This is a genomic window from Flavobacterium rarum (SeqCode) (genome assembly GCF_965234445.1).
Taxonomy (GTDB): Bacteria; Bacteroidota; Bacteroidia; order Flavobacteriales; family Flavobacteriaceae; genus Flavobacterium; species Flavobacterium rarum.
Genome location: NZ_OZ248485.1, coordinates 56,658 through 80,833 on the forward strand (window position 1 = coordinate 56,658; position 24,176 = coordinate 80,833).

Genomic DNA, 24,176 nt, shown 5'->3' on the forward strand with positions numbered 1-24,176 from the left:
TCTAAAAATATTGATATTCAACGTTTTCAATTAAATTGTTGTATTTAATTTAATATGTAATTCCTTTAATTGGGATTCATCAATAATAGATGGTGCGTCAATCATTACATCACGACCCGAATTATTTTTAGGAAATGCTATGAAATCACGAATGGTTTCTTGTCCACCTAAAATGGCAACTAAACGATCCAATCCAAAAGCTAAACCACCATGTGGAGGCGCTCCAAACTGAAAGGCATCCATTAAGAATCCAAATTGTGCTTTGGCTTCTTCTTCTGTAAATCCTAAATATTTGAACATTAATTGTTGTGTCGCTTTGTCATGAATACGGATAGATCCACCTCCAATTTCATTTCCGTTCAAAACCATATCATAGGCATTGGCACGAACTTTTCCTGGATTGGTTTCCAACAGGTGCATGTCTTCTGGTTTTGGAGAGGTAAATGGATGGTGCATTGCATGGTATCGTCCGCTTTCTTCGTCAAATTCCAATAATGGAAAATCAACAACCCAAAGTGGTGCAAATTCGGCAGGGTTTCTTAATCCCAAGCGTGTGGCTAGTTCCATACGTAAAGCACTTAATTGCGCTCTTGTTTTATCAGCTGGACCAGAAAGCACAAAAATCATATCTCCAGCTTTGGCTCCTGTGGTTTTTGCCCAATTGGTTAGATCTTCCTGATCGTAGAATTTATCTACAGAGGATTTGTATGTTCCGTCTTCGTTGCATTTTGCATAAACCATTCCGCTGGCACCTACTTGTGGACGTTTTACCCAGTCAATTAAGGCATCAATTTCTTTACGGGTATAATTTCCAGCTCCTGGAACAGCAATTCCAACTACCAATTCGGCAGCATTGAAAACAGGAAAATCTTTGTGTTGTGCAAATTCGTTCAATTCGCCAAATTCCATTCCGAAACGAATGTCCGGTTTGTCATTTCCGTATGTTTTCATAGCATAATCGTAGGTAATTCTTGGGAATTTATCAACTTCAATGCCTTTTATTTCTTTTAATAAATGTCTGGTCAAACCTTCAAATACGTTCAAAATATCTTCTTGCTCCACAAAAGCCATTTCGCAATCGATTTGTGTAAACTCGGGTTGTCTGTCTGCGCGTAAATCTTCGTCACGGAAACACTTTACGATTTGGAAATATTTATCCATTCCACCCACCATCAATAGTTGCTTGAAGGTTTGTGGAGATTGTGGTAAAGCATAAAACTGTCCTGGATTCATTCGAGAAGGAACAACGAAATCTCTAGCCCCTTCTGGAGTAGATTTGATTAAGTAAGGCGTTTCTACTTCGCAAAAATCTAAATCAGATAAATATTTACGAACTTCCATTGCCACTTTATGGCGGAAAAGCAAACTATTTTTTACTGGATTTCTTCGAATGTCTAGGTAACGGTATTTCATTCGGATGTCTTCACCGCCATCTGTTTCATCTTCAATGGTAAAAGGTGGAGTCAATGAAGCATTCAGTATAGTAAGTTCAGTAACTAATATTTCTATTTCACCAGTTGGAATGTTTTTGTTTTTGGCTTCACGCTCAATAACAGTCCCTTTTACTTGGATAACAAATTCCCTCCCAAGTGTTTTAGCAGCTTCAAAAACTGCTGCAATAGAACGACTTTCGTCAAAAATCAATTGAGTAATTCCGTAACGATCGCGTAAATCGACCCAATTCATAAATCCTTTGTCTCTTGATTTTTGAACCCAACCGGCAAGAGTAACTTCTGTATTGATGTGAGAGGCGTTTAATTCGCCGCAATTATGACTTCTGTACATGTTTTTTATTTTTGGGTACAAAAGTAAGTAAAGGTTTTGAAATAAAGCATGCATAAATTCACGAAGTTATTTTGGTTTTTTTTAAGGCAAAAAATCTTTGAATAGCAGGGCTATTGAAAGATTTTTTAACTCAGAAAAAGGGCAAAAGAACGAGACTAATTGCATTATTTATTTTGAAATATTTACTAAACACAAAAATTAAATAATATTGGAAACCTTTCAACTTCAATACAATTAATTTTTTGTTAATTTTTAAAATGCTTTATCTTTTTAGGTTTAGATTTGATAATCCAATATGTAATCAAAAAATTTATGAAAAAAGTTGTGTTTGTATTATTCGCTTTTGTGGTCTCTTTTATAATTAATGCTCAAGATAAGAACTATGTTACTTTTCAAGCTGAAATAGCCAATAGAAATGGAGATTTTATCTTCATTAGACAAGATCAAAAAATCATTAAAAAAATTGAAATTGATAAAAATGGAGTTTTTAGGGATACTCTTAAAATTGAAGAAGGTCCCTATTTGCTTTTTGATGGAGTAGAATACACGAGTTTATATCTAAAAAACGGCTATGATTTAAAATTAAAAATGGATGCTAAAGATTTTGATGCTTCTATTCTTTATACAGGGAAAGGCTCCCCTGAGAATAATTTTTTAGCTCAAAAGACAATTTCAGATTCAAAGTTTGATTATAATGGTTTGTTGGCGTCTAGTCCAGAGGTTTTTATACGACTTTCAAAAGAGAAAGTTTCGGCTAGTTTGTTGAAACTAAATAAGAGTAAATTGGATCCTAAGTTTGTAACAGTACAAAAAATGGAAATTGAGCAGTCTCTTTTTGGTTTGACTAAATATTATGAGCAAATGCAAGAAAGTAATAAGTTGAACAACTCTCCTTCACCTTCATTTGATTATTTGAATTATGCAGGTGGTCAAACTAAGCTAGAAGATTTTAAAGGGAAGTACGTGTATATTGATGTTTGGGCAACTTGGTGTGGACCTTGTCGGCAAGAAATTCCGTTCTTAAAAAAAGTAGAAGAAAAATATCATGGAAAGAATATTGTATTTGTAAGTATCTCAATTGATAAACAAAAAGATCAAGAAAAATGGCGAGCAATGATTAAAGAGAAAGAATTAGGAGGTGTACAAGTTTTTGCGGATAATGATTGGAATTCTAAATTTGTTCAAGATTACAAGATTACAGGGATTCCCAGATTTATATTAATTGATCCAAAGGGAAACATAGTAAAAGCGGATGCATCAAGACCTTCTTCTGAAGATTTAGTAAAAGAGTTAGATGTTTTATTAAATTAAATAAAATGAAAATATATCAAAAGTCAATGCGAAAGTATTGGCTTTTTTTATTTCCAATGTTAAGCTTTTGTCTATGTTATCAAATTGTTACCAAAAAGTTTTTTTATTGTAAATTTTGTTTCTAAATTTGACATATAAGATATAAACAATTAAAAACTAACGATATGAAAAAGATTGTAATTTTAGTAGCAGTATTATTCTCAGGAGTTATTTATGCACAAGATTCAAAACCAGTTTTGGAGCCTTTTGGAAAAAAAATAAAAGCTACGTATTTTTATGAAAATGGACAGGTGCAACAAGAAGGGTATTTTGTAAATGGAAAATTGGACGGAATATGGGTTACTTATAATGAAGATGGAGATAAAACAGCTTCAGGAGAATACGTTGATGGAGTGAAAACGGGTAAATGGTTTTTCTGGACCAAAGATTCTCAAAAAAGCAGCCTTTGTGAAGTAGATTTTACTGCAAATAAAGTGGAGAAAGTAAAAAACTGGAGACAAGATGCCTTTGCAACTTCAAACTAGTAATAGGTTAAATAGTTAATTTAAGAAAAGGAGAAAGTCAGTATTGATTTTCTCCTTTTTTTTATTTCAAATTTTTATTGTGAAGGGGTTTATTATTTCTCATTTCCCTGATTATACTCAAAAACGCCATCCCAAATTTCGTCTATTCTAATGAGCGCTTTGTCCAATGGAAGAACTTCCCATTTACCATTACTTTCTTTTCCAAGGCCTGAATTTTTTAATTTCTCTAATGCATCTTTTACATCAAAATCAAGGTCTGTATTGTGTTTGGTTTTGAACCAAGACTCTATTTGATGATCGAGTTCTGTTTCTGTCAATGGGTTCTCACTTCGGCTTAGAAACGAATAAGCCAAGATGGTTTCCTTAAGCACTTCTTCTTCGGAGGAGTTTAGCAAAGAATAAAAGGCTCCGCTATTATTTCCCAGATTCTTAAAATAAAGACTATCCGAAAGCATTTTGGAATATTTTATCTTCTTATTTACAAAATTATTGTATTGACGGAACAAGTATGCGCCTAGTATTCCAAGTGCAATTAAGCCTTGGTTTAGTGATGTTTTGCTGTTTAATAAATCAATAGTTTCGCCAGATTGGTATGCTTCCTGCATTTTAATGAGTGCTGGAATTACTTTGGCACTCAATAAAGAAATTCCCCCCACAAGTCCGGGCACCCACAATAATAATTTGTCGGTTAGCGACATTTTAGGAATGGCATTCGGGAATATGGTTTCTAGATCGTTCTTGGGTACGCGTTTGAAGATCTTCAAAACAATTGTGCCTGGGTCAATTGGCCTTTTGTCTTTGGGAGTTTTCTTTTTTTTATAATAATTGGCATCATGATATTTGAGATAAATCATCACGCGATCATAGTATTCTACATCAATTTTTTTCTTCCAAAAAAATAATTTGCTGACTATTTCTTTGGTTGTATGCTGGCCTCTTACGTAAATTTCATACTCTTTGTAAGCATCTAAGTCTATGGCTAGTTTCAAGCCAATCAAATCAGAGTCTTGGAATGCCTTGTCCAAAGTTTCTTGACTCACTCGGCTATAATTGCTTAGGTTTAACACTTCTAGAAGTGTTTGTTTGAAAAGCCCAAAGTTGCTTTTGTCTTTGAAAGTCTCTCTTTCTTTTGGATGTAAATCAGGATCAAAAAAAGCGTAATTCTGTTTTATATTTCGAATCAGGTTAAAAGCTCCATAATGGTAATAATGTTCAACAATGTCGAATAACTTTTTGAAATCATCTTCCTTTTTGGTATCGCCTTTGAATGCTTCCAGTTGTTGTTCGAGCAAGAATTCCTTATCAAAAGGGATGTAGTGTTCTTTTTTAATATTCAATTCGGGACCTTTCAATTTATTGATTTTTTTCTTTTTTTAAGTGCAGCAAAGATAAAGTACAAAAGGGGAAATAGTAAAATCTATTCGCTCTTTTCCAATTTCAAGAGTTTGTTTTTAAAATCGACAATTAGTTGAATAGTTACAAATGTCTTTTTCGAGTTTATATCAAAATCAATGTTTTTTTTGTTATTTTCAAAAGTTTTAGGTCTAAATGTATTTTTATAAACTAATACAATAAAAAAAACCGTCAAGTTCTATAAACGAGACGGTTTTTGTTATTTATGAATATGAATTACAATTCAAATGCTTTTTTAGCATTATTGTCACATAACAATTCTAATGGATTTTCAAGAGCTTCTTTAACCGCTACCAAGAAACCAACAGACTCACGACCATCAATAATTCTGTGGTCATAAGAAAGTGCCACATACATCATTGGGTGTATTTCTACTTTACCGTTTACAGCAATTGGACGCTCAATAATATTGTGCATTCCAAGGATTCCAGATTGAGGAGGATTGATAATTGGCGTACTCAACATACTTCCAAAAACACCGCCGTTTGTAATGGTGAATGTTCCACCAGTCATATCATCAACAGTGATTTGTCCGTCGCGCGCTTTAATCGCCAAACGTTTAATATCCGATTCTACACCACGGAAAGTCAAGTTTTCGGCATTACGCACTACAGGTACCATTAATCCTTTTGGTCCAGAAACTGCAATGGAAATATCGCAAAAATCGAAAGCGATTTTATGATCACCATCCATCATTGAGTTTACGTCTGGGTATAATTGCAATGCTCTTGTAACTGCTTTGGTAAAGAAAGACATATATCCCAATCCAATTCCTCCGTGTTTTGCTTTGAATGCATCTTTGTATTCATTACGCAACGTGTTGATTGGCGTCATGTTTACTTCATTGAAAGTAGTCAACATTGCTGTTTCGTTTTTCGCAGCCACTAATCTTTCGGCTACTTTACGACGCAACATAGACAATTTTGTTCTTTCGGTACCACGAGAACCACCTGTAGGAGTTCCCATAGACGGAACTGCATTTACAGCATCGTCCTTTGTGATTCTTCCTGCTTTACCAGTCCCAAGAATAGTTTCTGGCGCTATATTTTTTTCGTCTAATATTTTTCTAGCTGCTGGAGATGGTGTTCCAGCTGCGTAAGAAACAGCAACAGGAGCCGCTTTTGGAGCTTCCGCTTTCACTTCTGCTTTTGGAGCTTCGACTGCTTTTGCAACTTCTGCTACTGGTGCTGAACCTGATGGTTTTACGCCATCTGTATCAATATGACAAACTACTGCCCCTACTGCTACTGCATCACCTTCTTCTGCTTTTAGCGTGATAATTCCGCTAACTTCAGCTGGTAATTCAAGAGTTGCTTTGTCTGAATCAACCTCAGCAATAGCTTGGTCTTTTTCTACATAATCTCCGTCCTTTACTAACCAAGTTGCAATTTCAACTTCTTTGATTGATTCCCCTGGTGATGGAACTTTCATTTCTAAAATCATGCTCTCTTATTTTAAATTATGAATTTTATTGTTTAAAATTGTTTATAAAACAACTTCTGTTTATTGTATATTTTGTTTTTTAGCCCTGATGGAAGCAGCATCCTTTTTATTTTTTCTTTAAAAATAAAAAGATATCGCGAACAGCAGGATTAGCTTCTAATTATTACCTAAATAAATTCTTGTCGAATACCATTCTAATAGCATCTGCTTGACGTCGTTTTGCTCTAGTGTAGCTTCCAGAAGCTGGTGCTGCATAAGCTTTTAACGAAGCCAATCTCCATTTTACTAGATCAAAGTTCATTAACATATAACTGTAAGCTCCCATATTTTTTGGTTCTTCCTGTGCCCAAACATAGTCGTCTACATTTGGATATTGTGCTATTATTGCTTTTAACTGATCCACTGGTAATGGGAACAACTGTTCGATACGAACAACTGCAACATCATTACGACCGTTCTTCTCGCGTTCTGCAGTTATGTCATAATAGAATTTACCCGTACAGAAAACCAAACTTTTTACATCCGCTTTATTGACTTTTACATCATCAATTGTTTCTTGAAAGCTTCCGTTTGACAATTCCTCTTGAGTAGAGACACATCTTGGATCACGCAACAAACTTTTTGGTGTAAAAACGATTAATGGTTTACGGAACTTGGTTAACATTTGTCTTCTCAACAAGTGAAAAAAGTTAGCTGGTGTGGTACAATCAGCAACGAACATATTTTGTCTTGCACAAAGTTGTAAATAGCGTTCCATTCTACCTGAAGAATGCTCTGCACCTTGCCCTTCGTACCCGTGAGGCAACAGCATTATAATTCCGTTTTGATTGTTCCATTTATCTTCTCCACAAGAGATGTACTGGTCAATCATAATTTGAGCTCCATTACTGAAATCTCCAAATTGAGCTTCCCAAATCGTTAAAGCATTTGGATTCGCCAAAGCATAACCATAATCAAAACCTAGAACTCCGTATTCTGACAGCAAAGAATTGAAAATATTGAATTTTCCTTTTTTGTCAGTTATGCTATTTAATAAAATCACTTCTTCTTCAGAATCTTCTACTTTTACAACAGCATGACGATGAGAAAAAGTACCACGTTCTACGTCTTGCCCAGAAATACGAACATCATATCCTTCTATCAATAGCGACCCATAAGCCAATGTTTCTGCTGTTCCCCAATCAATTGTATTGTTATCGTACATGGTTTTACGATCGGTAACAATTTTATTGATTTTATTAATGAATTTCTTTTCCGATGGTAATGTAGAAACTGTTTCTATTATGGAATTCAAAGTTGAAATAGCCACTTTTGTCTCCACTTTTTCAAGCATAACCTTGTCATTAACCTGCTTGAATCCTTTCCATTCATTTTGCATAAATGGGGTTATAATAGTCAAATCTTTTTTACGAGAAGCTTCCAGGTTTTCTTCAAGATCTTTTTTGTATTCCTTTTCTAATTCATTTACGTAAGTAGCATCAATAACACGTTCTGCCAATAATTTTTCGGCATAAATATCTCTTGGATTTTGGTGTTTTGCTATAATTTTATATAAAACAGGCTGTGTAAATCGAGGTTCATCTCCTTCGTTATGACCGTATTTTCTATATCCTAATAAATCGATAAATACGTCACGACCAAATTCCATTCTGAAATCCAATGCAAATGACATTGCGTGAACTACAGCCTCGGCATCATCTGCATTAACATGCAATACCGGCGAAAGTGTTACTTTGGCTACGTCTGTACAATAGGTTGAAGAACGAGAATCTTGATAGTTGGTCGTAAATCCAACTTGATTATTTATAACAATATGAATAGTTCCTCCTGTTTTGTACCCATCCAATTGAGCCATTTGAATAATTTCATACAAAAGCCCTTGACCTGCAATTGCTGCATCTCCGTGAACGGCGATTGGTAGAACTTTGGAAAAGTCATTTGGAAAATACTTGTCTTGTTTAGCTCTTGTGATTCCTTCAATTACAGCGCCTACTGTTTCAAGATGCGAAGGATTTGGAGCCAAATTGATGTTTATCTTTTTCCCTGTTCGTGTTACTTTGTCGGCAGTTAATCCTAAATGATATTTTACGTCACCGTCAAAATACTCTTGATCGTAATCTTTACCATCAAATTCTCCAAAAATGTCTTGAGTTGATTTTCCAAATATATTGGCCAATACATTTAAACGACCACGGTGTGCCATTCCCATTACAAATTGCTCCACTCCTTTATCAGCTGCTTTTTCTATCAAAGCATCAAGAGCCGGAATAACTGATTCTCCTCCTTCTAATGAAAAACGTTTTTGACCTACATATTTAGTATGCAAAAAGTTCTCGAAAGAGACGGCTTGATTTAATTTGTAAAGAATCGCTTTCTTTTCGTCTGATGAAAAATTGGGTTGATTGTCGTTGATTCTTAATTTCTTTTGAATCCATTCTACCACTTCTGGTTTACGAATGTATATGTATTCAATCCCAATGTGTTGGCAATATATAGTTTCTAAATGCCCAACAATATCTTTTAGAGTAGAAGGTTGTTGACCGATAACTTTGGCTGCATCAAAAACAATGTTCAAATCTGAAGCTTCAAGACCAAAATTTTCAATCTCTAAGGATGGAGTATAAATTCGTCTATCTCTTACCGGATTTGTTTTGGTAAACAAGTGCCCGCGGCTGCGATATCCTTCGATTAATTTAATAACTTTGAATTCTTTTTGTAATTTTTCAGAAATTGCACTAGAGTCAACTATACTGACTGGTGCGGTACTTGGTGCAACATTTGAAGTATATGCAATAGAATTCTCTTCATTGTAACTGGTCATTCCAAAATCGAAACCTTGAAAAAAACTTCTCCAGCTAGGTTCTACGCTATCTGGGTTTTCTAAATATTGATCGTATAACTGAGCAAAAAATTCGGTATGTGCTGCGTTTAAAAATGAAAACCTATCCATAATGTTATTGAATATACTTTTGTTAAATAGTTCGGCAAAAATACAATAAAGCAATTTATTTAAATCTTTTTTTTACGTACTTTTACGTAAAAATATGTTAAAAAAACACCATTAGTATGAAAAAAATTTCCTTTTTACTTCTGTCAAAGACTATTTTAATAGTTATTGTACTTTTCTTTTCCGAAAACGTAATAGCTCAATACCAACAAAGTCCTCAATCTAGTAATCCATTTTGGAGTAATGTTCAATTTGGTGGTGGTTTAGGATTAAATTTTGGAAGCGGATACACCGACATCTCTGTTGCCCCAAGTGCAATATACAATGTAAATCCTTATTTAGGAGTGGGTTTAGGATTGCAAGCCAGCTATGTCTCGTCCAAAGGATATTATAATTCTGGGATTTACGGAGCTAGTATTTTAACTTATATCAATCCGATTCCAGAAATTCAGTTATCCATAAATTTAAATGAGTCTTATGTTACCAATAATTATAATTCGATTAATGGTAGAAATGGTTACACTGATCAATTCTGGAATACTGCCTTGTTCCTTGGAGCAGGTTACCGAACAGGAAATGTAACGGTAGGGCTTTCGTATAATGTTTTATTTAATGAAAATGACAATGTTTATGGAGATGCTCTAATGCCATTTGTGAGAGCTTATTTTTAATCGAAGTTACTTAGTTGCTAAGTTTCTGAGTTTCTGAGATTCAAAGATTAAAAAAATCTAAGTCCCTAAGCAACTAAGATTCTTAGATATTTACTTATATTTATTTCTAAACCAAACCTTTTGCCATTCTCTTTTTAAAATTAAAAAAGCAACTTGTTCGGCAAGAATTACTAAATCGGAACCGTCCAGTTTTTTAATCTCCTCTTCCGAGACATCAATGATATAAAGCAAATTGAGGTATTCGGCAAATTTGTACTGAATGAGGCGGTAAATTTTTTCGTGTAATTGTATTTTTAATTCGTCTGGCAAAAGACTCAAAGGGAAATCAACTGCTTCGTTGGCCAAATTAAAATCCTTATTCATTTGAGCAATCAAATTGACATAAAGAGTTTCATTCTCGGCTTCCTTAAGTAATAAATCGGTGTTTTTTGGCGCTATAAACATGGAGATTTATGTTTTTGATTTATAATATAAAATGAGCTCTGTTTAATCGAATGTAAAACTTCTATAATTTTAAATCTACACTTTTCTACCCATCAGGTTTTCACCGAAAGCTTTCAGCATTTCTTTTTTAGAAAGTTCAATCTCCATTTTCTCTAATGTTTTGAAAGCTTTAAAGGTATATTCTTTTATAGCTTGTTGTGTTGCTTTTGAAGCTCCCGAATTATTAAAAATAGTTTTCACCTCATTTATTTTTGCTTCATTATCATCAGAATGAATAGCAAACAAATCATTTAGTTGTTGTGCTTGTTTGACATCCGAAAATTCTACTGCTTTCAAATACAAATAGGTTTTTTTATTTTCTATAATATCTCCACCCACTTGTTTTCCAAAAGTTTCTGGATCTCCAAAAGCATCCAGATAATCATCCTGTAATTGAAAAGCTAGCCCTAAATTGAGTCCAAAATCATAAATTAAACTAGCGTTTTCCTCAGAAGCATTGGCAATAATGGCTCCCATTTTCATGGCGGCCGCAACCAAAACTGCCGTTTTGTACTCAATCATTTTAAGATATTCCGGAATGGTAACGTCTTTACGGGTCTCAAAATCAACATCCCATTGCTGACCTTCGCAAACTTCTAGAGCCGTTTTACTGAATAATTTTGCCAAATTCCTAAAAACGATTGGCTCATATTGTTCAAAATACTGGTACGCCAAAATCAACATGGCATCACCTGAAAGTATTCCAGTGTTTATGTTCCATTTTTCATGTACTGTTTGTTCGCCTCTTCTTAAAGGAGCGTCATCCATTATATCATCATGTACCAACGAAAAATTATGAAAGACCTCCACTGCCATTGCAGCAGGAAGCGCTTTTTTATAGTCGGCATCAAATACTTCGGCAGTCATTAATGTTAAGACAGGGCGCATTCTTTTTCCTCCTAAACTCAATATGTAATCTATGGGTTCGTATAGATTTTTGGGTTCTTTATTAATTGTTTGATTTTCTAAATAATTGATAAAAAATTCCTGGTAGTGATGAATAGCGTGCATAAAATAAGGTCTCGTTTACTTTTCCAAAAAAAAATGGATATTAAAGCCCAAAGATACAATTCAAATGTGACATAATAGTTTCGAAATCATTGCTAATTTCTCTCATAGTTTTTGACTATAAAAAAATAATGAAAAAACATTGGAAACTTTATTGGTATTCAAAGTTTCCTGTATATATTTGCGTAACTAATTTTTTGCTAAATAAATCTTAAGGAAGTACCACTACTAAATAAAATAATCATGGAAAATGAATGGGCCATTGACTCAAACCAATCAGACGTATTAATAAAATCCAGACACTCACTTATAGACTATATGGATGGTTCCAAAAACAACTTTAAAGGCCATGTTGCTATACAAGATAATGAAGTTGAGGATGCATCAATAGAATTTTCATTGAATGTAAATAATAAAAACACCAAATCAGACTTAAAATTGATTGACTTTTTTGAAAACGAAAAATCTCCAATAATTCAATTTAAGTCAACCTCTTTTCAAAAAATTAATAAGAACTTAAATTTTTTAAAAGGAAATTTAACTATTAAAAACATTACTAAAGTTGTTGAATTAGACACAGAATTTATTGGATACACAAGTCATAATGGTGTTCAAAAAGCATCGTTTGAAATAATAGGAAATATCAATCGAAAAGATTTTGGACTTAATTACAATCCCTATTTAAATCAAGGTGGCTATGCAGTAGGATCTGATATCAAACTAATAGCAAACTTAGAATTTACGCATAATTAATCATTTTTATAATATCCATTTAAATATAATATAATCTTTTTTATATTTACGTTAAATAACTTATATACAATTCTTTAAATAATATAATGAGAGAAAAAATCATATCCAAAGCAAGTGATTTGTTTTTGAAACTGGGTTTTAAAAGCGTCACTATGGATGATATCGCTTGTGAAATGTGTATTTCTAAAAAAACAATTTATAAGTATTTTTGCAACAAAGAAATTCTAATAGAGGAAAGTACTGAGTTGGTGCACAAACAAGTTCATGGAATCATTGATAACATTGTTGCGAAAAATTACAATGCAATTGAAGAGAATTTTGAGATTCGAAAAATGTTTAAAGAAATGTTCCAAGCTACAGACAACTCTCCTCTTTACCAATTAAAAAAACATTATCCAGACATTTATTTAAAGGTAATGAACCGAGAAATAAGCGAATGTAACTTATGTTTCAAACAAAATATTGAAAAGGGAATCGTTCAAGGTTTGTATCGAAAAGAACTTAATATAGAAGTCTATGTTAAGTTTTATTACAGCTTAATTTTTACAATCAAAGAAAACACCATTTCAGAAAGAGAAGCTACAAAACTTGAATTTGAAGCATTAGAGTACCATACCAGAGCTATGGCCACCACTAAAGGATTAATTGAACTAGAAAAACAAATACTAAACGCTACTATATAATGAAGAAAACACTTTTATTAACCTTTACATTTTTTGCCTTGAGCGTAAATGCGCAAGACACAAAAAAAAGCTACACCTTTACCCTGCAACAAGCCATAGATTATGCGCTACAATACAATTACTCTGTAATTAATTCTGGCCGTGATATTGAAGCTGCCAGACAAAAAAAATGGGAAACAACTGCAATGGGTTTACCGCAAATAAACGCGGGAGTCGATTATACCAACAATTTTGTGTTACAAAAATCCGTTATTCCTGCTGAATTTGCTGGAGGAAAACCGGGAGACTACATCGAGGTGGCATTTGGAACCAAGCACACTATGATTGCTCGTTCTACTTTAAGTCAGCTTATTTTTGACGGTTCCTATATTGTAGCGCTTCAAGCTTCAAAAACCTATTTGAAGTATTATGAAAATGCCAAACAAAGAACGGATATTGACATCAAGGAAATGGTAATTAACTCGTATGGAAATGTATTATTGGCCAAAGAAAATATCGCAATTCTTGAAAAAAACATTGCCTCTTTGCAAAAAACATTGAATGACACCAAAGCCATTTATACCAACGGATTAATTGAAGAAGAAAGCGTAGAACAACTCCAAATTACGCTTGGTTCCTTGGAAAGCACATTGAATTACAACAAACGATTGTTGGATATCACGTATCAAATGCTAAAAATAAATCTAGGAATTGAACTCAATGAAACTGTAACATTGACGGATCGTTTGGAAGATTTGACCATGCAAAATATGGATTTGGCTTTTTCAAAAACCGAATTTGATGTTAATAATAATATCAATTTTAAGATCGCTTCCAATTTTGAGGAACAAAGAACACTGGAATATAAATTAGAAAGAAGTAAAGCTTTGCCTTCTTTGGCTGCCAATTTCAATTTTGGATATACTGCTTTTAAAGACCAATTTCAATTTTTCACAAACAATCAAAATTGGTTCAACTACTCCAATGTAGGAGTGAGTTTGAATGTACCAATATTCAGCAGTTTGGCCAGAAGTTCTAGAACACAACAAGCCAAAATTGCAGTAGAGCAAGCCAAAACACAATTGAGTGAAACCGAACAAAAATTAAAACTGCAATACGCAACCGCCAAAAGCGAATACGAATACAGCATTGCAGATTATCAAACCGCAAAAAACAACTTGCGTTTATCCGAAAGAATTGAGAAAAAGCAGCAAATCAAATTCACAGAAGGGCTTTCTACCAGTTTTGATTTTAATGATGCACAACGACAATTGTATAGTAATCAACAAAAATATTTACAAACAATGATTACCATTATAAACAAAAAAGCCAGCTTAGAAAAAATAACCACTAAATAATGACTCTTTTTAAACATAGAACTATGAAAAAAATACTTATCCTAACCACACTTACTGTCGTATTGTTTGCCTGCAATTCATCCGACAAAAATCAATCTGTCGAAAGTCTTGTTGCATCAAAAGATATTAAAGCAATATCTGCAAAGAAAGCCGAATTACAATCACAAGTTCTTCAACTAGAAGAAGCATTGGCTACTTTGGATATAAAAAAGGAAACAGAAGCATTGGTTACCGCTATTAAATTAAATGACACTTTATTCAATCATTATCTAGAAGTACAGGGTAGTATCAATACCAATGAAAACGTTTTGGTACAACCAGAATTTCCTGGAAACTTAGTAGAATTAAATGTAAAAGCTGGTCAAAGAGTTTCCAAAGGACAAGTTTTAGCACGTACCGATGATGGCGGAATGAGCCAACAATTGGCCAGTGCCGAAAATCAATATGCGCTTGCCAAAACTACTTTTGAGCGTCAAAAAAATCTTTGGAGTCAAAAAATTGGTTCCGAAATTCAATATTTACAAGCGCAAACTCAAATGATTTCAGCGCAAAAAGGAGTAGCACAAATCAAAGCTCAAATTGCAAAAACGGTTATAAGAGCACCTTTTTCTGGAACGATAGATGAAGTTTTTGTCGAAAAAGGAGAAGTGGTTTCTGCCAGTCCACAAGGATTAATGCGAATTGTGAATTTAGGAAATATGTACGTCTCGACTTCAATTCCAGAAACGTATATCGGTAAATTAAAAATCGGAACCGAAGTAGATGTGTTTTTAACCTCTTTAGGAAAAACATACAAAGGAAAAGTGCGTCAAATTGGGAATTTTATTAACCCAAACAACAGAAGTTTTGGTATCGAAGTAAGCGTTCCCAATCCAGAAAATTTATTGCGTCCTAACCAAGTGGCCAAACTCAAAGTGATTGATTATGTCAGCAAAAATGCAGTGGTAGTTCCAACGAATATAATTCAACAAGATGGACAGAAAAACACTTTTGTTTATACTGTCATTAACTCAAATGGAAAAACAGGTGTTGCCAAAAAAGTAATAGTAAAAACAGGTCAATCTTCGGATAATGTAACTGAAATATTGAGTGGTTTAGATTCCGATGCCATCATTGTTACCGAGGGAATGAACACCATTTCGGATGGGATGAAACTAAACTTCTAAAAAAGTTTAAGATTGTTTAGAAGTTTAAGATTGTTTAATTACAGCAATCCGTTTTAAACCTTTAAACAAAATTAAACAACTTTAAACCAAAAATATATGTCACACCAAAATAAAGAATTCGGAATATCAAGTTGGGCTATCGAAAATCGAGTTACGGTTTACATCTTGACTTTATTGATTGTCATCACTGGAGTCATTGCTTATGTTACAATGCCTCGTGAAGATTTTCCAGAAATTATAGAAAACAAAGTGTATATCTCTTCTGTATTTCCAGGAAATTCAGCAGAAGATGTCGAAAAATTAATCATCAAACCATTAGAAAAGGAATTCAAAAACATCAGTGGGGTAGAAAAAATTACTTCTAGCTCTTTTCAAGATTATGGAATGATAATCGTTGAGTTTGGAGACAAAATCAGCATTTTGGACGCCAAAACAAAGATTAAAGACAAAGTCGATATTGTAAAAGCAGATACCGATTGGCCCAATCTTGACAATGGAAGTAAAGTAGAACCAAGCGTTTTTGAATTGAACATTTCAGAAGAGGTGCCAATTCTAAATATTAACCTGCAAGGAAATTACACAACGCAACAGCTTAAGAAATACGGAGAATTGCTTCAAGACGATATTGAAGAAGTTCCCGAAGTAAAAAAAGTGGATATTCTGGGAGTTGACGACAAAGAAGTGGAGATTGCAGTTGATATTTTCAAAATGACAGCCGCACAAGTTTCTTTTGACGACATACAGAATGCAGTAAAATATGAGAATATGACGCTTTCAGGCGGGAATTTAATTTCTCAAGGTTCTAGGAACAACATCAGAATCGTTGGTGAAATCAAAGATCCAAAAGAACTGGAAAACATCATTGTAAAACATAATGGAGGAACCGTTTACCTAAAAGACATTGCCGTTGTTAGTTTTAAAGAAAAAGAAAAGACGACCTATGCCCGTGAAAAAGGTACCGAAGTAGTGATGCTGAACGTAAAAAAACGTTCGAACCAAAACATGATTTCGGCCATTGATCAAGTAAAAGAAAAAATTGAAGAAGCCAAAACATCTTACCTTCCTTCCAATCTAAAAATTGAATTGACAAACGACCAATCTTCTCGAGTAGAACATCAGGTTGATGAATTGTCAAATCACATCATTTTCGGAATTGTACTAGTTATGATCGTATTGATGTTTACCATGGGATTACGTAACTCTTTGTTTGTTGGAGCCGCTATTCCTTTGTCAATGTTAATGGCATTTAGTATTCTTTCGGCATTTGGATTGACCTTAAATACTATGGTTCTTTTCGGATTGGTAATGGGACTGGGAATGCTTGTTGATGACGGAATTGTAGTGGTCGACAACGTTTTTGCCAACATGAAAAAAGGTATGAATCGCGTGCAAGCTTCCAAAATAGGTATTGGCGAAATCGCTTGGCCGGTAATTGCGTCAACAGCAACTACCTTAATGGCATTTTTACCATTTGCCTTATGGCCGGGAACTATGGGGAAATTCATGAAATATTTCCCAATCACGTTAACAGTTACTTTATCCGCTTCTTTGTTTGTAGCCATGGTAGTCAATGCGGCCATGACAGCTGGTTCTATGGAAATTGAAGATAAAAATGTAACTAAAAAGTCTGCCAAAACTTATTCTATCATTTTTACAATTATAGCCGTAATTTTTGTACTTATTGGAAATATTTACGATTCAAAATTGGCGAAAGCGATCGGGCACCTTGCTATTATTTCGCTTGGGCTAATGTGGTTGTATAAATTGAAATTGTACCAATGGACACAAGATTTTCAGCATAGTTTCTTTCCTAGAATGGAAGAAAGGTACAAAGTGTTTTTGGCTAAAATTTTAAACAAAAGAAATGCTTGGATTTCCTTAGTTGGAATTATTGGTATGTTGTTTTTCTCTTTTATTCTATTGGGATTATTCCCTAGAAAAGTTTTGTTTTTTCCAGACAATATCCCAAATCAAGTAATTACTTATATCGAATACCCACAAGGAACCGATATTGAAAAAACCAATAAAGCTACTCTGTTTGTAGAAAAACAAGTAATTGAAATTTTGAGTAAATATGTAGAAAAAGGTACTGATAAAAACTACTTGGCCGAATCTATCGTATCACAAGTGGGTGTGGGTGCTGGTAATCCAAACGTAGATGCTGGATCCGCTTCTGAAACGCCTTTCAAAGGAAAAGTAACGGTAAACTTTTCTGAATTTAAATTTAGAAAAGGAATCAACACTGCCGATATTTTAGAAGAGATTCGAGGGAAAGTAAAAGCAATTGCTGGTGCAACTGTAACGGTTGAGAAAGATTCAAACGGTCCACCTGCTGGGTATCCAATTAGTATTCAATTGACAGGTATCGATTATGATGAAATGTTAATAGAAGCCGATAAGATGATTGCTTTTATCAATTCCAAAAACATTCCTGGAATAGAGCGTTTGAGTATTGATGTTAACAAAGAAAGCCCAGAACTCGAAGTAAAAGTAGACCGAGTAAGTGCAGGAAGTTTGGGTGTTTCTACAGGACAATTGGGATTCAATTTGCGTCGTTCAGTGTACGGACAGGAAATCTCGACATACAAAGAAGGAGACGATGATTACAACATCACCATGCGTATGCAGGACGACCAACGTAAGAATGAAAACGTGTTGTTTAATCAAGCGTTGACGTTTAGAAATCCAGCCAACGGACAAATGATGCAAGTTCCTATTTCGGCTGTTTCCGAAACAGAGAAAACAACAACCTACAATCAAATCAAAAGAAAAAATCAGAAACGCATTATGACGATTTATTCCAATGTATTGACAGGATATAATGGAGATGAAATTACCAAACAAATTGCTTCTGACTTGAAAGGGTATGAATTGCCAAAAACAGTAACCTATTCCTTCTCAGGAGTACAAGAAGAACAAGGCAAAAACCAAAGTTTTTTATTGTATGCCTTATTCTTGGCTCTTGCTGGAATTACCATCATTATTGTATTACAGTTTAATTCGGTTTCCAAATCGATGGTGATTTTATTTACTGTATTACTTAGTTTTAGTGGTGTATTCTACGGATATGTCATTGCAAACATGGATTTTGTAATCTTAATGACCATGATGGGAATCATATCTTTGGCTGGAATCGTGGTGAAAAACGGAATTGTATTAATGGATTTCTTTGTTTTATTATTAGACAAAAAAGTTGAAGACAACAATTTAGAAAGCCATGACGATTTAACCATAGAGGAAATCAAAGAAGTTATCATCGAGTCAGGAAAATCAAGATTACGTCCCGTTTTATTAACGGCTTTGACCGCCGTATTGGGATTAATTCCATTGGCAATCGGTTTGAATTTTGACTTTTTCTCCTTAGTAACCGACTTAAATCCACACATCTTTATGGGTGGAGACAACGTTATTTTCTGGGGACCATTGGCCTGGACCATTATCTTCGGATTAACGTACGCTACAGTTTTAACTTTAGTAATGGTACCCGTAATGTTCTATTTGGTAAAAAGAACCAAATACTGGTTAAGAGACAGAAGAAACAACAAAATCGCATTAGAAGAATAAACTGAGTTTAACACTAATTATAAAAACCACTCCATTCTTGTTTTGAGAATGGAGTGGTTTTTTTGTTCTAAATGCCTAAATTTGAAATAGAGATTCAAAAAAGCAACAAAAAGAATCATTACAAGAAGCACACTATTTATAACTAGAATCTACATTAGTTAGTTGGTACAGCTTAATATATTCATAAGAAAATTTTTTTAAGGAGTTCAAAGAATCTATTTGATTTGGATTTTCTATTTTTTATTGGTCAAATGGGATGCATATTGATCTTTTTTTTCGAATCTATGCTGGTTCCAAACCAATTATATTCTTAAAACAAAGGAAAGGCGGAACTTATAAATCAAAAAACAGTTGTAAAAATGTTATTGTTATTGTTTAATATTTAATTTTATCTAAAATAATCTGTACCGTTTTATTAGAACGTGACATTTCCTCACCAATCAATCTATATATGGCATCAAACCAAAAACAAGCGGCTATCAGCTTTATCTTCATCACTATGTTGATTGACATAACTGGTTGGGGAATCATCATTCCAGTTATTCCAAAATTGATTAAAGAATTAATACACGGAGATGTTAGCGAAGCAGCAAAATACGGGGGTTGGTTGACATTTGCGTATGCGATAACCCAATTTATGTTTGCGCCTTTAATTGGTAATTTGAGTGATAAATTTGGACGAAGACCCATAATCTTAATTTCACTTTTTGCCTTTTCATTGGATTATTTATTGTTGGCTTTTGCCCCAACGATTACATGGTTGTTTATAGGAAGGATAATTGCAGGATTAACAGGCGCGAGTATTTCAACTGCTACGGCGTATATAGCCGATGTGAGTACGCCTGAGAACAGAGCCAAAAACTTCGGAATGATTGGCGTTGCTTTTGGGCTTGGTTTTATAATTGGGCCCGTTGTTGGAGGTATTTTGGGGCATTATGGATCTAGGATTCCGTTTTATGCTGCTGCAATTTTATGTATGCTGAATTTTTTGTATGGTTATTTTATTTTGCCCGAATCATTATCTAAAGAAAATAGAAGGCCAGTAAATTTGAAAAGAGCCAATCCAATTGGTGCGTTTTTGAATTTAAAAAAATACCCTTCATTGTATGGTTTGTTGTTCGCTTTGTTTTTAATTTATGTTGCATCACATGCTGTAGAAAGCAACTGGAGTTATTTTACGATGTATAAATTTAGTTGGGACGAAAAAATGGTTGGAATCTCGCTAGGTGTTGTTGGTGTTTTGGTAAGTCTAGTTCAAGGAGGACTAATACGATGGACGAGTCGAAAATTAGGAAATGAAAAAAGTATTTATATTGGAATGGCATTGTATACTATTGCAATGTTTTTGTTTGCTTTTGCTTCCGAAAGCTGGATGATGTTTCTCTTTTTGATTCCGTATTGTCTTGCAGGAATCGCTGGTCCATCAATGCGAGCTATAATAACGAATCATGTTTTGCCAACAGAGCAAGGCGAAATTCAAGGAACAATTGCAAGTTTGATGAGTGCTGCAACCATTATTGGACCACCCGTAATGTCGGGTCTTTTTTATTATTTTACACACAAAGGAGCCCCATTTGAGTTTGCAGGAATGCCATTTGTTCTTGGTGGAATTTTAATGATGATTAGCGGTATTATTTCGTATTCTTCGTTAAAAAAGTACGCTACTTCAAATACAAACAATGGTTAAAGTAATCAATAATTCCCTTTCCTTTCATCAAAATATCGGCACCAATTATACCGTGTACTGGTTTTACTTTATAATGACTTAAGGCTTCATTGACATGGGATAAATCAAAAATCACAAGGTCAAAATCTTTAGTTTTCCAGTTGTTTAATTGTAATTTATTGTTGGACGATGTTTGTGTCAGCATACCTGTTGCGCCTGCACCCGAAGCTTTGGTTTTGGATTTTTTAGCATCCAATGCAAAATGTTCAATGCTTTCAAATCCCACACAACTGTTGGAAGCACCTGTGTCTAATATGAAATTTCCCATTATACCATTGATTTTAGCTTTGATCAAAAGGTGTTGTGTTTTGGTGATTTTAAAGGGGACTTTTTTATAATCTACTTTCTTTAATTTTTCGTGTAAATTTTTCATGTTGGAAATTTCTCTTTTGGGATCTATTGTATAATTAATAATGGTAAATTTTAAACATACAAGTCATTTAAGTTTAAAAAAGTTTTTGTAAAATAAACTAATTAAAAGAAAATATAAGTTAAAAAGGTTCGTCACAAGGCAATGTTACTTTACTTTTATGAACTATTAGTTTTACTTGATTATATTCAAATTAAAAACTTACATGACTTATATGTTTTAACAAAGCATGCCATAAAATGTTTGTATTTCTAGAATTAAGCTTTTTTTTAATGTAAAAATAGTGTTCTTATTTCCCCGTTTTTCATTCAACTTTCCTATTTTTTGTTTTGATTCTTATAGAAATCAGTTTGAACAACACAAAAACGCCTATCAACATTGTAACAATTACAATTCCCATAAGTACATAATTGGTTTTTTCTTTATTTTCCAAACTTCCGTAATAAACAAAAGGGGCCCAATAATAGGGTGTTTTTTTGATATTGGAGATGTTTTTGTTTTTTAAAAAATCACGTTTGGCTTTTGCATTGGCTTCAAAATAGGCGTCTTTTTTCTTTATATTTTTATAGAAATCACCCATAAATACTGCTGTTGTATAATCATTTACTTTCCATAAGGAGAACAGTAAATTTTGAGCTCCAGCGAATTGAAAACCTCTTGCAATACTCATTGCTCCTTCCGATTTGTAGAGTTTGCCAATTCCGGTTTCGCAGGCACTTAGCACAACCAAATTCGGCATTATATTCAAATGGTAAAGTTCAGAATACAAAACTTCTCTGTCGTAAAATTTGATGTTAGCTGGCGTTTCAATATCTCCCGAACTGGCATGAGTTGACAAATGGAGTATGGAGTAATTTGCTGCGTTTTTTTTGAAGTTTTGGAAAGTTGCATTGGTGTTGTCCAAAAATTTGCCTTTAAAACTGTTTTGAATGGATTGCAATTCCGTTTTGGAATAGGTCAAAGTATATTTGGTGTTCTCAAAAACGGGGAAGATTCCCAATACTGTTTTTTCTTTTGGACAAAAGGGCTTTGCATTCAAATAGAAACTTGCCGAATTGTTGTATGCAATAGTAAAATCATTAAGTAAATAGTGCATTTTTGCAAAATTGGTTGTTTTTGATTCTTGCGTTATTAAAGCTTCGAAAGGCATAAAATGGAGTACGCCATCAGGAATGATAATCAGATTTTTAATGGTGCTTTTTTTAGATAATTGTAACCTATCGTAAGCGATTTTTCCATAATGGTTGTATCCTTTTATATCATTTGTAATAGCATCGGCATCATTAAAATAAGCAATGAACTGCCAAAAATAAACGGAGTAATCGTTGTCGTTGCTAAAAGAATTCAATACTATTCTTTGATTTTGTGTGCCCTCCAAAACAAAACAGTACATTTTTTCATAGCCCGAAAAATAATAGATCATACGGGCATCATCGGATTCTAGTTTAGAACACAAAGCATCCAAATCGATTGGTTTTTCTTCAATAGAAGTGTTTTTAGTTTGAAAATCTTTTAGCAAAAGCATGGTTTCATTTTGCTTTTTAATGGCTTTGTTGATTTTGTAAATGTTTGCAAATTCCCCTTTTTGTTGTTCTTTCAGGATTTCATTGTTCCAAAATTGCAGTTCTTGAATTTTTTGTTTTTCTTTTTTTGAAGCGCTTCGGTTTCTGGAAAGTTCACTTTTTAAAACACCCGATTTGGTTTTTTCTGCCAGTTGAAATGCTTTTTCGATATAACTGATTTTGTTTTCTTTCTTACATAGATTATCATATATCGCAATACACTTTTCGGTGCGATTGCTCATCCTAATTTGATTGATAATTTTGGAGTTTTCATACAGCAATAAACTACTCATTAACTCCTCGATAGGAAAGCATAATGCATAAATTTCTAATGCCTTTTTGGGTTGGTTTTGTTGGTTATAAATGTCGGCTTGTAAGTCTAAGGCGTCCAGTAAAATCGTTTCGGCGTACAAAGAACTTTGTAATGGGGTGTTTCGTTTTTGTTTGTTGTATAAAGGGATCAAAGTTTTATATACCAATTGTATGGATTGCAGTGCTTGAGGGATTTTGCCTTGTTTGTATAATAACAATGCTTCTTCGTTATATAATTTTGCAATGGAACGAACTTCTTGATGTTTGGAAGTAAAGAAAAGTGTTTTTGCTTTTTTGAAATACATATTTGCCTTTTCAAAATCACTTCTTTGTCCATAAAGAGAAGCTAAGTTTCTGTAACAATTTGATAAAGCTTCAGTTTGGTTTTTTTCGTTTTCTAAAAGTGAAATGGACTTTTTATAACTTTCTTCAGCTTTAAAATAGTTATTGAAAGAAATGTCTGAATCTTTAGCGCTAAGCAAATAATTATTGCCCAGATTATTCCATAAATTTCCTTTTTGGATGGACGAAAGTTTAGTTAATTTTAAAGTATTTTCTAATAAGTTTATGGCTAAGGAATTCTTACCTGAATTTTGATACACAATGGATAAGTTAAGAATAGCGGCAATAGTGTTGTTGTCGTTTTTTTCTTGATTGGCAATGAAATAATAATGTTTGATGGTGTTTTCGGCATTGTCATAATCTCCAATTATGGTATAAAGATTTCCAAGTGGTTTAAGACAATATTCTACAATATCATATTCAGAGAGTTGGTAGGTTTGGTGTATTTTCCATGCTTTTTCATAACTGCTAATGGCTTGCCTTGTTTTTCCAAATTTATTCTCGAAATAGGCTTTGTTGCAATTTAAAACAACGATGGATAGTAATGCATCTTTGGATTTTTGATTTTGGTTTTTCCAAAAATGGGTTTCAATAGTGTTGAGGTTATGAATGCCTTCTATGGTTGGATTGGCAACAAATAGGTCAATGGCCTCATAAGTAATGTCTTCTTGAGCGCGTTTTTTTTGTCCGAACAAAGTCAGAGAAATAAAGAGAAATAAGAATACAATTTTTTTCAGCATAACTTTTATCAAAACTACTCGAGTTTATTTTGTCAC

The 24,176-nt window shown here is 33.6% G+C and carries 17 protein-coding genes; 9 read left to right on the forward strand and 8 right to left on the reverse strand.

Going from position 1 to position 24,176, the window contains the following annotated elements; genetic code table 11:
* Positions 1–30: 30 nt before the first annotated feature.
* The gene (aspS, locus tag AC8GF4_RS06875; RefSeq protein ID WP_506593507.1) at positions 31–1,785 is read right to left on the reverse strand and encodes an aspartate--tRNA ligase; all 1,755 of its coding nucleotides are present in this window, start codon (positions 1,783–1,785) and stop codon (positions 31–33) included.
* 312 nt (positions 1,786–2,097) lie between these two features.
* Between aspS and AC8GF4_RS06880 the strand changes: the two genes are divergently transcribed.
* Both AC8GF4_RS06880 and AC8GF4_RS06885 read left to right on the forward strand, forming a co-directional pair.
* Positions 2,098–3,096 (forward strand): TlpA family protein disulfide reductase, encoded by a 999-nt coding sequence (locus tag AC8GF4_RS06880; RefSeq protein ID WP_506593508.1) that lies wholly within the window; start codon positions 2,098–2,100, stop codon positions 3,094–3,096.
* A 164-nt stretch (positions 3,097–3,260) separates the two neighbouring features.
* Positions 3,261–3,620, forward strand: coding sequence for a toxin-antitoxin system YwqK family antitoxin (locus AC8GF4_RS06885; protein ID WP_506593509.1), 360 nt, complete (start codon positions 3,261–3,263; stop codon positions 3,618–3,620).
* A 92-nt stretch (positions 3,621–3,712) separates the two neighbouring features.
* Here AC8GF4_RS06885 and AC8GF4_RS06890 read toward each other — a convergent pair whose 3' ends face one another.
* From AC8GF4_RS06890 to AC8GF4_RS06900, 3 genes are all read right to left on the reverse strand, one after another.
* The gene (locus tag AC8GF4_RS06890; protein ID WP_506593510.1) at positions 3,713–4,957 is read right to left on the reverse strand and encodes a TMEM143 family protein; all 1,245 of its coding nucleotides are present in this window, start codon (positions 4,955–4,957) and stop codon (positions 3,713–3,715) included.
* A gap of 292 nt (positions 4,958–5,249) precedes the next feature.
* Complete coding sequence (odhB, locus tag AC8GF4_RS06895) at positions 5,250–6,476, reverse strand: 2-oxoglutarate dehydrogenase complex dihydrolipoyllysine-residue succinyltransferase (protein ID WP_506593511.1); 1,227 nt, start codon at positions 6,474–6,476, stop codon at positions 5,250–5,252.
* Between the two features lie 163 nt (positions 6,477–6,639).
* A complete protein-coding gene (locus AC8GF4_RS06900; RefSeq protein ID WP_506593512.1) occupies positions 6,640–9,426 on the reverse strand; it encodes a 2-oxoglutarate dehydrogenase E1 component in 2,787 nt (928 codons plus the stop codon).
* Between the two features lie 116 nt (positions 9,427–9,542).
* On the opposite strand from AC8GF4_RS06900, the gene AC8GF4_RS06905 reads away from it, so the two are divergent.
* A complete protein-coding gene (locus tag AC8GF4_RS06905) occupies positions 9,543–10,094 on the forward strand; it encodes a hypothetical protein (RefSeq protein WP_506593513.1) in 552 nt (183 codons plus the stop codon).
* Between the two features lie 90 nt (positions 10,095–10,184).
* Here the strand turns inward: AC8GF4_RS06905 and AC8GF4_RS06910 are convergent, their stop codons facing one another.
* Both AC8GF4_RS06910 and AC8GF4_RS06915 read right to left on the reverse strand, forming a co-directional pair.
* Positions 10,185–10,538 carry a hypothetical protein gene (locus AC8GF4_RS06910; protein ID WP_506593514.1) on the reverse strand — a complete coding sequence of 118 codons (354 nt, stop codon included), beginning with the start codon at positions 10,536–10,538 and terminating at the stop codon, positions 10,185–10,187.
* Positions 10,539–10,613: 75 nt separating this feature from the next.
* Positions 10,614–11,588 (reverse strand): polyprenyl synthetase family protein, encoded by a 975-nt coding sequence (locus AC8GF4_RS06915; RefSeq protein WP_506593515.1) that lies wholly within the window; start codon positions 11,586–11,588, stop codon positions 10,614–10,616.
* 240 nt (positions 11,589–11,828) lie between these two features.
* On the opposite strand from AC8GF4_RS06915, the gene AC8GF4_RS06920 reads away from it, so the two are divergent.
* The 6 genes from AC8GF4_RS06920 to AC8GF4_RS06945 all read left to right on the forward strand — a co-directional run bounded on the left by AC8GF4_RS06920 (position 11,829) and on the right by AC8GF4_RS06945 (position 20,775).
* A complete protein-coding gene (locus AC8GF4_RS06920) occupies positions 11,829–12,338 on the forward strand; it encodes a YceI family protein (protein ID WP_506593516.1) in 510 nt (169 codons plus the stop codon).
* Positions 12,339–12,424: 86 nt separating this feature from the next.
* Complete coding sequence (locus tag AC8GF4_RS06925) at positions 12,425–13,021, forward strand: TetR/AcrR family transcriptional regulator (RefSeq protein ID WP_506593517.1); 597 nt, start codon at positions 12,425–12,427, stop codon at positions 13,019–13,021.
* Positions 13,021–14,358, forward strand: coding sequence for a TolC family protein (locus AC8GF4_RS06930; protein WP_506593518.1), 1,338 nt, complete (start codon positions 13,021–13,023; stop codon positions 14,356–14,358). Before AC8GF4_RS06925 ends, AC8GF4_RS06930 begins: the two co-directional genes overlap by 1 nt.
* Before the next feature lie 23 nt (positions 14,359–14,381).
* Positions 14,382–15,524, forward strand: a complete 1,143-nt coding sequence (locus tag AC8GF4_RS06935) for an efflux RND transporter periplasmic adaptor subunit (protein ID WP_506593519.1) — start codon at positions 14,382–14,384, stop codon at positions 15,522–15,524.
* 96 nt (positions 15,525–15,620) lie between these two features.
* Positions 15,621–19,088: an efflux RND transporter permease subunit gene (locus AC8GF4_RS06940; protein WP_506593520.1), complete on the forward strand. Its 3,468-nt coding sequence runs from the start codon at positions 15,621–15,623 to the stop codon at positions 19,086–19,088.
* A 451-nt stretch (positions 19,089–19,539) separates the two neighbouring features.
* Positions 19,540–20,775, forward strand: coding sequence for a TCR/Tet family MFS transporter (locus AC8GF4_RS06945; protein ID WP_506593521.1), 1,236 nt, complete (start codon positions 19,540–19,542; stop codon positions 20,773–20,775).
* Here AC8GF4_RS06945 and AC8GF4_RS06950 read toward each other — a convergent pair.
* A complete protein-coding gene (locus tag AC8GF4_RS06950) occupies positions 20,750–21,187 on the reverse strand; it encodes a retropepsin-like aspartic protease (protein WP_506593522.1) in 438 nt (145 codons plus the stop codon). The genes AC8GF4_RS06945 and AC8GF4_RS06950 overlap by 26 nt on opposite strands.
* A gap of 301 nt (positions 21,188–21,488) precedes the next feature.
* Positions 21,489–24,140, reverse strand: a complete 2,652-nt coding sequence (locus AC8GF4_RS06955) for a CHAT domain-containing protein (protein WP_506593523.1) — start codon at positions 24,138–24,140, stop codon at positions 21,489–21,491.
* Positions 24,141–24,176: the final 36 nt, after the last annotated feature.

Coding starts and splice junctions, on each gene's coding strand:
- AC8GF4_RS06940 (WP_506593520.1), top strand. CDS start 15,621: ATGTCACACCAAAATAAAGAATTCGGAATATCAAGTTGGGCTATCGAA.
- AC8GF4_RS06935 (WP_506593519.1), top strand. CDS start 14,382: ATGAAAAAAATACTTATCCTAACCACACTTACTGTCGTATTGTTTGCC.
- AC8GF4_RS06900 (WP_506593512.1), bottom strand. CDS start 9,426: ATGGATAGGTTTTCATTTTTAAACGCAGCACATACCGAATTTTTTGCT.
- AC8GF4_RS06905 (WP_506593513.1), top strand. CDS start 9,543: ATGAAAAAAATTTCCTTTTTACTTCTGTCAAAGACTATTTTAATAGTT.
- AC8GF4_RS06925 (WP_506593517.1), top strand. CDS start 12,425: ATGAGAGAAAAAATCATATCCAAAGCAAGTGATTTGTTTTTGAAACTG.
- AC8GF4_RS06915 (WP_506593515.1), bottom strand. CDS start 11,588: ATGCACGCTATTCATCACTACCAGGAATTTTTTATCAATTATTTAGAA.
- odhB (WP_506593511.1), bottom strand. CDS start 6,476: ATGATTTTAGAAATGAAAGTTCCATCACCAGGGGAATCAATCAAAGAA.
- AC8GF4_RS06880 (WP_506593508.1), top strand. CDS start 2,098: ATGAAAAAAGTTGTGTTTGTATTATTCGCTTTTGTGGTCTCTTTTATA.
- AC8GF4_RS06910 (WP_506593514.1), bottom strand. CDS start 10,538: ATGTTTATAGCGCCAAAAAACACCGATTTATTACTTAAGGAAGCCGAG.
- AC8GF4_RS06885 (WP_506593509.1), top strand. CDS start 3,261: ATGAAAAAGATTGTAATTTTAGTAGCAGTATTATTCTCAGGAGTTATT.
- AC8GF4_RS06945 (WP_506593521.1), top strand. CDS start 19,540: ATGGCATCAAACCAAAAACAAGCGGCTATCAGCTTTATCTTCATCACT.
- aspS (WP_506593507.1), bottom strand. CDS start 1,785: ATGTACAGAAGTCATAATTGCGGCGAATTAAACGCCTCTCACATCAAT.
- AC8GF4_RS06920 (WP_506593516.1), top strand. CDS start 11,829: ATGGAAAATGAATGGGCCATTGACTCAAACCAATCAGACGTATTAATA.
- AC8GF4_RS06950 (WP_506593522.1), bottom strand. CDS start 21,187: ATGAAAAATTTACACGAAAAATTAAAGAAAGTAGATTATAAAAAAGTC.
- AC8GF4_RS06955 (WP_506593523.1), bottom strand. CDS start 24,140: ATGCTGAAAAAAATTGTATTCTTATTTCTCTTTATTTCTCTGACTTTG.
- AC8GF4_RS06930 (WP_506593518.1), top strand. CDS start 13,021: ATGAAGAAAACACTTTTATTAACCTTTACATTTTTTGCCTTGAGCGTA.